The 14,188-nt window shown below is 54.0% G+C and carries 9 protein-coding genes, 1 CRISPR repeat array and 1 riboswitch; of the genes, 5 read left to right on the forward strand and 4 right to left on the reverse strand.

Annotated elements, in window-relative coordinates:
• Positions 1 to 55 precede the first annotated feature (55 nt).
• The 5 genes from cas3f to cas6f all read left to right on the forward strand — a co-directional run bounded on the left by cas3f (position 56) and on the right by cas6f (position 7,225).
• On the forward strand, positions 56 to 3,388 hold the full coding sequence (gene cas3f / locus IVG45_RS09305; RefSeq protein WP_196437541.1) for a type I-F CRISPR-associated helicase Cas3f: 3,333 nt from the start codon (positions 56 to 58) through the stop codon (positions 3,386 to 3,388).
• A 67-nt stretch (positions 3,389 to 3,455) separates the two neighbouring features.
• On the forward strand, positions 3,456 to 4,709 hold the full coding sequence (gene csy1, locus IVG45_RS09310; protein WP_196437542.1) for a type I-F CRISPR-associated protein Csy1: 1,254 nt from the start codon (positions 3,456 to 3,458) through the stop codon (positions 4,707 to 4,709).
• Positions 4,706 to 5,611 carry a type I-F CRISPR-associated protein Csy2 gene (gene csy2 / locus IVG45_RS09315; RefSeq protein ID WP_196437543.1) on the forward strand — a complete coding sequence of 302 codons (906 nt, stop codon included), beginning with the start codon at positions 4,706 to 4,708 and terminating at the stop codon, positions 5,609 to 5,611. The genes csy1 and csy2 overlap by 4 nt, the downstream gene beginning before the upstream one ends.
• A 3-nt stretch (positions 5,612 to 5,614) precedes the next feature.
• Complete coding sequence (csy3, locus tag IVG45_RS09320) at positions 5,615 to 6,637, forward strand: type I-F CRISPR-associated protein Csy3 (RefSeq protein ID WP_196437544.1); 1,023 nt, start codon at positions 5,615 to 5,617, stop codon at positions 6,635 to 6,637.
• A gap of 3 nt (positions 6,638 to 6,640) precedes the next feature.
• Positions 6,641 to 7,225, forward strand: a complete 585-nt coding sequence (gene cas6f, locus IVG45_RS09325) for a type I-F CRISPR-associated endoribonuclease Cas6/Csy4 (protein WP_196437545.1) — start codon at positions 6,641 to 6,643, stop codon at positions 7,223 to 7,225.
• Between the two features lie 131 nt (positions 7,226 to 7,356).
• A CRISPR array of direct repeats spans positions 7,357 to 9,006; the repeat unit is 28 nt; unit sequence GTCCGCTGCCGCACAGGCAGCTTAGAAA.
• 255 nt (positions 9,007 to 9,261) lie between these two features.
• On the opposite strand, the gene IVG45_RS09330 is transcribed toward cas6f, so the two are convergent.
• The 4 genes from IVG45_RS09330 to IVG45_RS09345 all read right to left on the reverse strand — a co-directional run bounded on the left by IVG45_RS09330 (position 9,262) and on the right by IVG45_RS09345 (position 14,026).
• A complete protein-coding gene (locus IVG45_RS09330; RefSeq protein WP_196437546.1) occupies positions 9,262 to 9,492 on the reverse strand; it encodes a hypothetical protein in 231 nt (76 codons plus the stop codon).
• 38 nt (positions 9,493 to 9,530) lie between these two features.
• Positions 9,531 to 10,325 (reverse strand): VPLPA-CTERM sorting domain-containing protein, encoded by a 795-nt coding sequence (locus tag IVG45_RS09335; protein ID WP_196437547.1) that lies wholly within the window; start codon positions 10,323 to 10,325, stop codon positions 9,531 to 9,533.
• A 186-nt stretch (positions 10,326 to 10,511) separates the two neighbouring features.
• The gene (locus IVG45_RS09340; protein ID WP_196437548.1) at positions 10,512 to 11,282 is read right to left on the reverse strand and encodes a hypothetical protein; all 771 of its coding nucleotides are present in this window, start codon (positions 11,280 to 11,282) and stop codon (positions 10,512 to 10,514) included.
• A 52-nt stretch (positions 11,283 to 11,334) separates the two neighbouring features.
• Positions 11,335 to 11,411: riboswitch (cyclic di-GMP riboswitch) on the reverse strand.
• A 65-nt stretch (positions 11,412 to 11,476) separates the two neighbouring features.
• A complete protein-coding gene (locus IVG45_RS09345; protein ID WP_230874819.1) occupies positions 11,477 to 14,026 on the reverse strand; it encodes a TonB-dependent siderophore receptor in 2,550 nt (849 codons plus the stop codon).
• Between the last annotated feature and the right edge of the window lie 162 nt (positions 14,027 to 14,188).

The raw sequence follows: 14,188 nt of genomic DNA on the forward strand, positions 1-14,188 counted from the left end.
ACAAAGGTCTGCATAGCTTGGATCAAATTCCCAAAACATACACGGACGCCCAACCATGATGGTCACCTTCGTCAGTCAATGCCAGAAAAAAGCCCTGGCCCGCACCCGCCGCGTCCTCGACGCCTTCGCCAACCGCATCGGCGACAACACCTGGCAGACCGTCATCACCGAAGAAGGCCTGATCGCCGTCAAAACCCTGCTGCGCAAAACCGCTACCAAGAATACGGCCGTGGCTTGCCATTGGATCAGGGCGCGGAGTCGGAGCGAGTTGGTTTGGATAGTCGGCAATCACAGACGTTTCAATGCCGAGAGCATCGTCCCGGTCAATAGCACCCAAAAGAGCGTGCTCAATAGTCATTGGGAAAACAATTGGACCTATCTGCCCGCCATCAAAGCCTTGGTGGCTATCGCTGCTTTGCTGCATGACTGGGGAAAAGCCACGGCCTTGTTTCAAAGCAAGCTAAAGGCCAGTAGCAATAAAGGCGATCCGCTCCGCCACGAATGGATTTCCTGCTTGCTGCTGAACGCCTTGGTTCGGCAGGCGGGAGACTGTGACGAGGCCTGGCTACGTCTGTTAAGCGAAGGCGCGTGGGACGAACAGGCCTTGAAAAAGACGACGGCTGAAAACAATAAAAATCCGTTGGAAGACTTGCCGCCGATGGCGCAACTGGTCGGCTGGTTGATTGTGTCGCATCACCGTTTGCCTGGACGGCACAAACCAAACGACGAATCAGGGCAGAAACGGGAAAACCTATCGCGTATGCTCAAAAGCCTGAATGCGGACTGGGGTTACCAAAATCCGCAAGACGACGACCAGCGCCTGAAAGCCTGTTTCGAATTCCCCGAAGGTTTACTCTCTCAATCCGAACCCTGGCTGAAACAACTGAAAAAATGGTCGGCCAAATTGTTGCAGGCTCAGCCGCAAATCCAGCCCTTGCTGGAAAACGGCACTTACCGTTTATTGCTGCACCATGCCCGTTTGTGCCTGATGCTGGGCGACCATTATTATTCGTCCTGCCAAGCCGACGCCGATTGGAAATCGGCAATTGACTTATATGCCAATACCGACAGCCAGCAGAGGCTTAAGCAAAAACTGGACGAGCATTTGGTACGCGTCGGCGATCAGGCCTTGAAAATTAGTCAGACCTTGTCGCGCTTCACTAATGAAATGGATTTTGCTTACGACATCAAAAGCCTCAAGCAAAAAAGTCCGCCAGGGTTTGAGTGGCAGGATAAGGCGGTGGATGGCATCGCCCGCTTCAAATCGCAAAATCAAGCCTTGCAGGATCGGGGATATGGTTGGTTCGTGGTAAACATGGCCAGCACCGGTTGCGGCAAGACCATCGCCAACGCCAAAATCATGCGGGCGCTGTCGGACGACGGCGATAGTCTGCGTTACATCCTGGCGCTGGGTTTACGTACCTTAACCCTGCAAACCGGCAACGAATACCGCAACCGTCTTGGCTTGGGCAACGAGGACTTGGCGGTATTGATCGGTTCGGCGGCGATCAAGGAGTTGTACGACAAAGCCGCGCGCGAAAAAGACCAGCCGCCCGGCTACGAGAACATCGGTTCCGAATCCAGGGAACAGTTGTTATCGGAGGATTTGGACTACGGCAACATGCCGAGCGCCGAATTTCTCGACGTGTTGTTTCCCAAACACCAGCCGAAACTGGCCGAAAAACACAAAGCCTTTCTCTACAAACCGGTGTTGGCCTGCACCATAGACCACATCATTGCCGCCACCGAAACCCGGCGCGGCGGCAAATACATTTTGCCTTGTCTGCGGCTGCTGTCGTCCGACTTGGTGATCGACGAAGTGGACGATTTCGACGGCGCAGATTTGATCGCCATCGGCCGGCTGATTCATTTGGCCGGCATGTTGGGCCGCAAAGTGATGATCTCTTCGGCCACGATACCGCCCAATCTGGCCGAAGGCTTTTTCAACGTTTATCAGGCCGGTTGGCAATTGCATAGTCATTTCAAAAACGCCCATCCGCTGCTGGCGTGTGCCTGGATCGACGAATTCAGTGTTCAAGTCGAACGTCTGGATAATGCCGATTCGGACAACCGTTGCCGGCAGTATCGACTCGCTCACCGGCAATTCGTCGGCAAGCGGGTTGCTCATTTGCAAAAGCAAATCGTCAAACGTAAGGCGACGATTATTCGTTGCGACGAACTGCCGACGCTTAAAAACGATCCGGCGGCGCAACGACAGCAGTTCTTCGACAAAATCAAGCAATCTGCCGAACAGCTGCACACCCATCATCACTCCATTGACGCCAAAACCGGTAAGCGGGTGTCTTTCGGCGTGGTGCGGATGGCGAACATACCGCCCTGCGTAGCCTTGACTCAATACCTGCTGCAAACCGAGTGGAGCGACGGCTTCGCGCCGAAAATCATGGCTTACCACAGCCGGCAAGTGCTGTTGTTGCGGCATGAACAGGAAAAGCATCTGGATGAAATTCTGCAACGCAAGGAAAAACTCGGCGAAGTGCCGACGGCATTCGAGGATACGATAATTCGCCGGCATTTGGACTCAACCGAGGCTAGTGACGTGTTGTTTATCCTGGTGGCGACGCCGGTGGAAGAAGTCGGCCGCGATCATGATTTTGATTGGGCGATTATCGAACCTTCGTCCTTCCGTTCCATCATTCAATTGGCGGGCCGGGTGCTGCGCCATCGCCGCGTGACTGGCGACATCGAACACGCCAATATCGCGGTGATGCAATACAACCTGAAAGCGTTACGGCAAAGCAATGGGCCGGCATATTGCCGGCCGGGTTACGAAAATGCCAAAAGCTTGCGACTGACTACCCACGACCTATGCGAATTGGTGGACGAAGCCGTTTTGACCGAGGTCGTCAACGCCATTCCGCGCATTCAACAGCCGGAAACCTTGCAACCCAAACAACGCCTTGCCGACCTGGAGCACGAAGCGTTACATAAAAGCCTGACCGACTATTCTCAAAAAGGCCCGCAAGCCATGCAAGCCTGGTTGAACGAAAACTGGTGGCTGACCGCCGTGCCGCAACAGATCAACCGCTTCCGGGCCGGAAAACCGGAACTTTCGTTGTTTTTGGTCTGGCGGGACGGCAAACCAGTATTTTGCGAAAAGGACGAACGCGGCGAGTTCATTGCCCGCCAAGATGTGCACAACATTGTCCTTGCGGAGACATTGCCGGCCGATGCTCGGGCCAAATTATGGTTGGCGAGAGACTACCAAAGCGTGTTACGCCAACATGCCGAGGCCAATGCCGACGATGTCGGCGTGGAACAAAGCGTGCAATCAACGTCCGAGCGTTACGGCGAAATCATGCTTTGCCCCGACAGCGATAGGCCTTGGTTTTATTCGGACCAACTCGGTTTGTTTCAAGAAATGAATTAACAGAAAACGTAGGGTGGATAAGCAAAGCGCCATCCACCCTACCAAAACCAATAGGAGGCTACCGTCAATGAATGAATCGATCTCGACGTTTTTTGCCGACCGCAAAGCGGTTTGGCTAAAAACGAAATTGAAAGCCATGGAGGATGCGGACGCGCAAGCCGCCATCCAGCAAGAAGCCGACGACAAATTTTCCCTGCCGACTTGGCTACCGGATGCCGCCAGGCGAGCGGCCTGGCTGTCGATGGTCAGTCATCCCGGCAAATTCAGCCACCCCAGTGCCAAAACCAGTGCCATCATCGCCGACAGTCGCCAAGCCAACGATGGTTATCTGCGCACCGGCAATGTCGCTTACGAACTGGACGTGTCTGCAAAAACTGCGGCGGCGATGGACGTTTATAAGTTTTTGAGTTTGCCGCTGGACGACGGGCAAACGGTGTTGCAACATCTTGAACAGGATAGCGCTCAGGCCAAGCAACTTTTGAACGTGCCGACCGCCAGTTACGACAGCCTGCGTTCCGGCTTCCTTGCCGTCAAGCAGAACGATGGTGTTAATAAAACCGACGGTCTGGTCAAGCAAGTGTATTTCCCGGTCGAAGCCGATTATCACTTGCTGTCCATTCTGACACCAGCCGGCTTGCTGACCCAAACCAAAAGCCGCATCGACGCGATGCGCTTTTCCGAAGCAACCAAACAAGCCAAGGACAGCCGCCGGAAAAACGAACACCATGCCGACGGTTTCGACGATATGCTGGGTTTGACCGTTATCTTGTACGGCGGCACCAAACCGCAAAACATCAGCGTATTGAACAACCAGAATGCCGGCCGGGCGTATTTGTTGAGCAGCGTGCCACCGATGTTCGAGTCGCGGCAGGCGCGCTTGCCGACTCGGCATTTCTTCAGAAACTCGCTGTCGGCCCGACGTTTTCAAGACAGTTTCCAAACGCTGGACAGGCTAATGCACAGCGGCGTCAACAATGTTCATGTCCGCGAAGGCATACGCAATACCCTCAAATACCTGATCGACTCGGTATTGCGGCAAGCCTTTGCGATTCGCGCCAGCGCTCACGGTTGGTCGCAAGCCGAACATTACCAAGGCTTGCCGCTTGCTCAAAGGATTTGGTTGGACGACGCAAATCTCGATCAACGCGAGCAAAACGAAGATTGGCTGGATGAAGTAGCCAGCGATTTCGCCCGTTGGATCATTAACACCTACGAATACCTATGCAAGGACAGCCGTACCAAACTGGGCGACGACGAGTTCCGCGAGTTGGTCACGCTGGCGGAACAAGCCGTCGCCGCCGACAAGGAGTTTTTCAAATGACCCGACGTTTTCTGTTAATTCCGCGTTTGCAAATCCACAACGCCAACGCGATGAGCAGCCCTTACACCATCGGCTTTCCGGCCATGACCGCTTGGCTGGGCGGCATCCACGCCTTGCAACGCTATTTGCATCAACACGGTTTGACCGACGCCGAACTGATCAGCGTGGCGGTTAGCTGCCATCGCTTCGATTTGCAAACCTACAAAGGGCAAGGCGATTTCGTGCATTCCATCGTCGGCACCGCCAATCCTTTGGACAAGGACGGCAGCCGACCGGCCTTCGTCGAAGAAGCTCGTTGCCATTTGGAGGTATCGCTGTTGGTCGAGTTGCAAGGCTACGATACCGACGAACAGGAACGCTTCGAAGCCCTGGTCAACCAACAACTGCGCCGGATGAAATGGGCCGGTGGTGACGTGTTGGGAGTTGCGGATGTAAAGACATATACCGTCGACGAAGACGACGAACAAAGCGTCAGGAAATTGCTCAACCGCCTGATGCTCGGTTACGTGCTGATCGAACGCCGCGAATTGCTGGTGCAAGCCATGCGCGACGAAGGCCAGGACGCGTTGGACGCCTTGCTGGGCTATTTGAAAGTAATGCACCGTAGCGGTCAGGACGTCGAAAACGGCAAAGTCACTTGGAGCAGTCAACGTAAGGCGCCGGGTTGGCTGGTGCCGATTGCGGTGGGTTTTCAGGGTATCTCCGAATTGGGCCAAGCCGCTAACCAGCGCGACAGCCAGACCCCGCACCGCTTCGCCGAAAGCGTGGTCACGCTGGGCGAATTCAAGATGCCGTACCGCATTAGCAACCTGGACGACGTGCTTTGGCAATGCCGCGTCGATACCGAACGAAATCTTTACCTTTGCCAAACCCTATCCACATCAGAACTCATTGGAGACTAAGACATGGCAGTAAAAAACGACGCAACCGTACTGGCTTTCGAAAAAAAACTGGTGCCTTCCGATGGTTATCTATACGGCACCGTATGGGATGAGCGACATCAGAATGCCCCGTTGCCATTAAAAATCAACGCAAAGTCCGTGCGGGGCACGGTATCGCATCGAATGAAAAAAACTTCGGATCAAGACTTGCTGAAGTTAAACATGGATATTGCTAATCCCAATCCCCAAACCGTCGATGCCTGTGCGCTAAGCGAACACCAGAACACTCTCAAACTCAGTTTCAGCTTGAAAGTGCTGGGCGGCGTGGAAAAACCGTCCGCCTGCAACGGACCGAACTTCAATGCGACCTATCCCGGCGTCGCCCGAGCTTACATCGAACAAGAAGGCTTTACCGAGCTTGCCAAACGTTACGCTATTAATATCGCCAATGGTCGATACTTTTGGCGCAACCGGGTTGGGGCGGAAAAAATCGAAGTCGCGGTCGATACCGGCGACGGCGACAAACTGGTGTTCGACGCCAAGCAGTTTTCACTGCGCGACTTCAGCGCCGACCATTCCGATCTGCAAAAACTGGCCGGCAAAATCGCCGATGCCTTGTGCGGGCGTTTGCCCTACTTGCTGATTAGTGTCGAAGCCTATGCCTTGGTCGGCAAGGCGCAGGAGGTTTATCCCAGCGAAGAATTGATTCTCGGCAACGGCAAGGGCGACAAAAGCAAAATCCTGTACGCGGTCAACGGCGTCGCGGCGCTGCATTCGCAAAAGATCGGCAATGCCTTGCGCACCATCGACACCTGGTATCCGGGCCACGACGATGCCGCCGTCGGCATCGGCCCGATTGCCATCGAACCCTACGGCGCGGTCACCAATCTGGGCAAAGCCTTTCGTACCCCGAAAGACAAAGCCGATTTTTACACCCTGTTCGACCGCTTCGCACTGGGTGAAAAACTAGCGGAAAAAACCCAGGAACATTACGTAATGGCGGTGTTGATACGCGGCGGCGTCTTCGGCCAAAGCGGCAAGGAATAAGCCATGCGCTGCTATCAGGAAATCACCTTGCTGCCCAATCCCGAGGTCAATATCCATTTCCTCTGGTCCAAAGTCTTCCAGCAAATTCATCTAGGTTTAGTCGAAATGCAGGACGCGGAAAAACGGGTGCCGATTGGAGTGGGCTTTCCAGACTATAAGATCGGCGAAAAATATGGGGTGCTGGGCAGTAAATGCCGGCTGTTTGCTGCCGACGAAGCCACGCTGGTTCGATTCGATGCCGGAAAATGGTTGTCTCGCCTGAGCGACTACGTGCATTGCACCAGCATTCGCCCGGTGCCGGCGACGCTTGCAGGTCACGCTATTTACCGCCGCCTGCAACCCAAAACCAACAAGGAGCGTCTGGCGCGGCGCTATGCCAAGCGGCATCCGTTGAGTTATGACGAGGCCCTGCAACACTATAGCGGCATTGCACCGGCCAGCATTCCCACACCGTTTATCCGATTGACAAGTTTGAGCAGCGGGGAACAATTTTGTTTGTGGATCGATAAGATTTTGGTCACGGAAGCATCGAAAGCCGATTTCAGCAGTTATGGCCTAAGTCCCAAGGCCACAATTCCAGAATTTTGACCAAAATTTTTACGCTCTTTAAAAATTCAATAAAAATCATACAGTTGCATTAAGCGATTTTCGGGATGGGTAAATTGGCTTAAATCTTCCATAAACCGCTATGTAACTGGCTTCCAAGTTTTTTAAAATCAGTCCGCTGCCGCACAGGCAGCTTAGAAATGTACGACCTCGAACAAGTTAGCAACGAAATCGTCCGCTGCCGCACAGGCAGCTTAGAAAATTGGAGTTTCGCGACGAGCTTATTCGTCTGGGTCCGCTGCCGCACAGGCAGCTTAGAAAGGCGGGACGACAAATAATAGCGCGTCATTAGTGTCCGCTGCCGCACAGGCAGCTTAGAAAATTAATCCGCTGACATTGACGTTCATTTAGCAGTCCGCTGCCGCACAGGCAGCTTAGAAAAAGGCCAGTCGCGCTCTTTGGTCAGTACATCAGTCCGCTGCCGCACAGGCAGCTTAGAAACGTTTACTGTAAAACCAGCGGCATAAAATGGCTGTCCGCTGCCGCACAGGCAGCTTAGAAATGGATAAATCGTTATCCCAGTCGATTTCTAGTGTCCGCTGCCGCACAGGCAGCTTAGAAAAGCAATTCCGCGTATTGCGCGGTCGTAACATTGTCCGCTGCCGCACAGGCAGCTTAGAAATTACAAATGACGCGCCGACCAAATCTGGCTCAGTCCGCTGCCGCACAGGCAGCTTAGAAATCGTAAAGCCTTGCTGTTGTCTTATGCATGCCGTCCGCTGCCGCACAGGCAGCTTAGAAATGTAACGTACCCTCTCGGGCCTTCAACGCATTGTCCGCTGCCGCACAGGCAGCTTAGAAAGGCCATTCGACCGGATTGGATGAACGGCCATGGTCCGCTGCCGCACAGGCAGCTTAGAAATCGTTTTCCAAAAACCTTTTCAGCCCATTGAGGTCCGCTGCCGCACAGGCAGCTTAGAAAGTTATCCTGATTCGCTATCCATTGGCGCCGATGTCCGCTGCCGCACAGGCAGCTTAGAAAGTACACCCGAAGTTCTCCTGATTCGAACCGCTGTCCGCTGCCGCACAGGCAGCTTAGAAAGTTGTTTGCCATCGATACTCGCCCGGCAATGTGTCCGCTGCCGCACAGGCAGCTTAGAAAACGAGCAATGTATTTATAAGCGAACTCGGATAGTCCGCTGCCGCACAGGCAGCTTAGAAACAGGCCTTGGTCACTGGTTGAAATCATTGAAGGTCCGCTGCCGCACAGGCAGCTTAGAAACCCTCGCCGTCGACGTTTTGCGTCATGCGGTCGTCCGCTGCCGCACAGGCAGCTTAGAAAAAGCACGATGCCCTGGCCGACGCCATCTACCAGTCCGCTGCCGCACAGGCAGCTTAGAAATTTGCCGTGTTCTTGAAAATGGACCCCAACGCGTCCGCTGCCGCACAGGCAGCTTAGAAAGCTTGCCTTGGCTTGTCAGAAACGCATCCATCCGTCCGCTGCCGCACAGGCAGCTTAGAAAAGTTTCACCCGCCAAAGTCGGATTACGTCAACGTCCGCTGCCGCACAGGCAGCTTAGAAAACCCCAGGATGTTGCGCGATGTCCGCTAAAACGTCCGCTGCCGCACAGGCAGCTTAGAAAAACAAATACAAAATTTTGATCCCGTCCTCCAAGTCCGCTGCCGCACAGGCAGCTTAGAAAGACCGACGAACCGGATTACGGCCACATCAGCGGTCCGCTGCCGCACAGGCAGCTTAGAAATCGCTGATGATCAATCAGCCCAGCAACCGCCAGTCCGCTGCCGCACAGGCAGCTTAGCAAGTGAGTGTCGCAAGCTGGGCCGACTGGTCGCTGTCCGTTGCTGTGTCCGGTTCCTACGAATAAAATACTTCGGCTGATAATTAGGATCGGGAGGGCTACTGCCGGCACGCCGCCAGGTAACGTAAATATGGCCTTCACTGTCGCCGCCGGTCTTATCGATGGCAATCCAATTTTTGTCGCCGATGAATTGGTATGCCGGTTCGGACCATGTCACGCCTCTATTCCTCGGATTTAATGACCGAACCGCCATCAAGACTATAGCCGTAACCACCGTATTTGATAGCAGACGAAGTCGAACAATCGCCAGCCGACGACGATATTGGCCGGGTTGAGCGGATTGACGGCGATCGTCGGCTCGTTGCCCTTATCGCCGGCAATGTTTTGCTCGTTGGTATCGACGTTGACCTGATGACTGACATACGAACCAAACCTCGCGCCAGGAGAAGGCGCGGCCCGCACCCCGCTTGGCAGTATTATGGATGCCAATAAGACGCCATTAATGGTTTGTATTCGATTTACCCCAATCATAGCGCGACGCACTTTCTTCTGGCCCGACTGGTCACGAAAAGTCCCGCCAGTCCGCTAGCAAACAACCAGACTGCCGCCGGTAGCGGCACTACCGTAGTTTGAAAACTGAAGTTACCGATTCGGGTCTCGCTCAAGCGGGCATCTTCTGCCCCCAGATGGTCAAACCCCCAGCCATAGCCCAGATTGCCAGTCAACGTCAGATTATTGCCGGTCAAGTTGGTCGAAACATCGAATAATTCAAAGGCGTCGGCGTCAAAACCGATATGGTTGACTAGTAGCCAGCCGGAACGGCCTGGCGTGGCGGCTTCTAATTCCGGGTGATATTCCAGCGTCATATCGCCCATTACAATTCGGTTATTGGACCGATTCACATCGACGCGAAATCGTATTACCCCACCCAAGCCAATATTGCCGGTCGCGCTACCCAACAAGTCGCCAGGATTAAACTCGAATGTTGTAGGCCTATTCTCGCGCCCGGCCGGATTGGCGTCGATGTTTAACCCGTTAACCGCATATTGCAGACCGGTGGCCGGAATTTCGTTGGCTGCGTAATCGGACCAATCGGCGGGCGTATTGTCGTTTAGAAGCTGGCTTTGGGTTTTGCTTGCCGCGGAGGCACCAAAAAACTCCTCGACGTAAATAGAGGGGGCCGGGGTGTTATCCATGGTAACGCCGGCGGCCAAGGCATCGCGATCTATGTTGAGGATAAGCGACCCACCCGAGACGGTGGCCGCCTGCGCGTTCGTGAAAGCCAACGTGCCGGCCATCACAATAGCATTAAATATTTTCATGTTTCTTCCTTAAATGAATAATGAATTCGGTTTAAACGTTTTTTGAGCCTACCCGGATTTTCCCTGCTTATGCTTGCTGAACATGAGAAGCGATAGAGCCCAGGTTGAAAACCGAGTAATAAGTTAATGTCTGTCGCTACCTGTAACGGCTTAAATCAAGCGCAACAGGCAGCGTCGATCCATGCGTTATGCGGAAAATTTGGCCTTTCCACGAGTTACGCCCAGCAGGCCTAGTAAACCGCTACCGAACAACCAAACGGCTGCGGGTACTGGAACAGCTGCCGGTGCCAGGCTCAAATGGCCGACGACGAGATTTTGGTTGATCGACTGAACGCCCAAGAATGAACTCCAGGTCAGACCAAAAATGCTGCTGGCTGTAGTCGGACTCATGCCGCCGCCGAAAACCAAATCGCCGGACAGGCTTAACTGGCCGCTGCCATTGACGGATTCAATCGCATTGGTAAGTTGCAGGAAGGTGGTGTTTTTAAACGCGCTGTCATAGCTAACCAAGTTCCAGACGCCGCTGAATTTTTGCAGCTTGAAATCATAGGGATACAAATTCCCAAGGGCGCCAGTCATGGTTAAGGCGCCACTCAAGCCGATTTGTCCCGTTGCCGTGTCGCTGCTGTCCATGGTTGTGGCCTGCAAGGTGCGGTTGCCGGCGTAGCTGGTAGTGGTGATATTCGTATTGACCGGAAACAGCATATTGGTGGTTGAAGTGGTGCCGCCAGCCGTACTGGCATTGATGGCAGTCTCGTTATAGCTGGCATCAAAAAAATGGTTGACGGTCCAGCCACCCGTTGCGGTACTGAAGGCGGTGTTGTCGATGCTAATAGTGGCATTACCGGTCACCAGCGCGGCGCTGGCGGATGCGGGTGCCAGTAAGCCGGCCAATGAGCCGAATACCAGGACGCCGGCGCTTGCCAATTTAACAGTATGTTTTTTCAAACTTGTCATTTTTGTTCCTTCATTAATTACGGTTAAAGTTAATCTCCAAGGCACTGGCCTTGAAGGTAACCCGGCTGTCTTATTCCAAGACCCGTGGCTTTCCGGCTCCGCCTCGCGGCGGATGTGGCATGGTTGTCGTATCCATTCGACATCACTCTATGTCCTTGAGTGAGTGGTTCCCGCTCCATCCTGAATTTAATGCATTAGTACCTCACGCTTCCCGTGACATACACGGCCGGCCCGCTGTCGGGCGCAACCCGTCCGTCGAAATAGTCGTAAGCCGAAAAATAGTCGACCCCGGTAAGGTTTTTCGCGGTGGCGGCCAGTTTGAATGTCGCCGTTTCGTAGGCAACGGTGGCGTCAAAGCCGTGGTAAGCCTCGCTTTTGAATTGATTGTTGTTCGATAAAAATGCGCCGGCGCGCAGGTTGACGCCAAATCCCAGGCTAAGTCCCTTCAACTCCGGCATAGGCAATCGGTAATGCATCCATAAACGGGCGGAATTTTCCGGTACCAACGGCAGACGGTTGCCGGCCGGCACGCCGGACTTGTCGTCGATAAAGCGCGCTTCGGTATGGGCATAGCTGGCCAGAAAATTCAGTTCGTCCAGGGGCTGCCAGAGCAGATCGGCATCGAAACCGACCGAGCGTTGCTGTCCGGCCGCAACCGAGCGGCCTTGAATATCGGTGTTATCGGTGACGGCCACATGGGTTCTATCGATTTGGTAAATCGCCATCTGCCCGCTGAATTGCCCGGCAAAATCGAACTTAAAGCCGGTTTCGATTTGCCGCGATAACTCGGGAACCGGGGTATCGACAAAATTAATCAGCGGCTGGCCGCGCATGCCTTCGCTGTAACCGGAGAACCAGGAAATTTGCTCGGTCAGATCCACGACGACGCCAAAACGGGGCAACCACTTACTGGTATCGGTGGCGGTAATGTTGTCGGATACCGTATTTTTGAAATCGATATTGACGGTGCCCAAGCGCATGCTGGACAGCAGATGCAGACGTTTATACAAAGTGGTTTGCAGCTGGGCATATCCACCGTAGGTTATGTTGTCAACAAAACGATTGCTCACTCCCGGCCCCGGCCTACGATATGCGCTGGAAAAATCCGGCGCGGCCAAATCGACCATGCCTACGCCGAATCCAGCCGGCCCCACATCGCCATCAATGTATCCCTGATCATTGAGCTCGCTATGGTCGGCACCGAACAAAACGGTATTTTCGGTGGGCCCGAAATCGAATTTGCCGACGGCGTATCCGGCAAAGCTGCGTTCCTCCTGTTGCTGTGCCAGTTCGGCATTCACCAAGGCCCAGGTCGAGGCAAACAGCGGCCGGTCGGCGGTAAACCCATCACGACCGAATAGGGTTTGCGCGTGTTCGATAAATTCCGAATAGGAATATCGCGCCTTGACCGTTACGCTCCAGCGCTCGTTAATTCTGTGATCCAGGCTAACCCAAACCGCGTCGGTCGCCGAATGGCTATCCGGAAGATTGTCCGGCCCAATCAGGGTTTGCCGGGGAATACGAAAGCTGCCGGCCACGGTGCCGGTGGCCGGTAGCCCCTGATAGTCAGGCTGTTGCCAGCGGGACAGCTTGGCCCGCAGGGTAAATCGGGTCTTGTCGTTATCGGTCAGCGTCAATGCCGGATTAAGGTTATAGCGCTGGGTTTCGATGCCATCGATCGTACTGCCGGAATCCGTATATTCGCCGCTGATACGGAACAAGGCGTTTTCAGCCAAAGGCTGATTAAAATCGAAAAACGGTTGATAAAAACTGTCACCGCCGATTTTGATGCCAAGCTCGCCGAAGGCCTTGGCCCGTGGTTGTTTGGACAGCAAATTGATAACACCACCCGCCTGTGCGCCGGACCCTCCGCCGTACAATACCGCGCTGGCTCCCTTCAGCACTTCGATGCCTTCCAGATTGACCAGGCTTTCCCTATCGCCGGTGTTGTAATACTGGGTGAAGCCGTCCAACAGTTGTTCGGTTTTGAAGCCGCGTATCAGCGTGCCTTCGACGTTGGGCGTAAACCAGATGTTGCGAGGCACTACACTACTGGCGTTGTATAAGCTTTCACTGACCGTGACATTTTGTTGATCCTCGATCAACGAGCGTTTGAAGGCCTGGACCGATTGCGGAATCTGCATGAGCGGCGTGTCGGTTCGAGTAGCGGAGGCCATGGCAGCCACCCGGTAATTACTGAAGTCGAGGGGGCTGATGTCTGTCGGATTATCGTCAGTCACACGTTCGCCGCTGGCCGCTCGGCCGACCACTGTCATCGCTTCCAGCACGGCGGGATAGTGTTCCGGCATTCCTTGCCGAACTTGCTCGCCTTGCAGCAGCATCACGGTCCGTTGATCCAGGAAACGGTAGCCGAGCCCGCTGTCTTTCAGCAAAGATTGCAAGGCTTGTTCCGGCGTCATCGCCCCTATTAGATGCCCGGCCTCGAACCCGCGGACTAAATCCGCCGAAAAGACCAGTTCCAAATGCGCATCCGCCGCAAATTGCAGCAAGGCATTGTTCAGCGATTGGGCCGGTATGTCGTAATAGCCGATGATTTCCAAGGCATAAACCGACTGGCTAATCATCAGCCCGCCCATTAACACTACCGCCACGATTGTCAACGACAACATCAGACCATGCTTGAAGCCTTGACGATAACGGCGCGGCGAAAATCCTCCGTATTTGGGCGATCCGCAATCCGGTTTTAATCCGTGACGGCCGAGATTGATGACGATGTTTTTCAAAGGCTTCCCTGTCAGGCAGTAACAATTACACTCATTAACTGTTAAGCCGTTCGAGCAGCCCAATCGACTACCAAAAAATAGAATTATTTTTTTGCTGAAAAATTTATCCTTTTGATTCATGCGCTAAGTCCTTTGATGATGGGATATTATCCGCCGATAATT

It is taken from the genome of Methylomonas sp. LL1, assembly GCF_015711015.1.
Lineage (GTDB): Bacteria > Pseudomonadota > Gammaproteobacteria > Methylococcales > Methylomonadaceae > Methylomonas.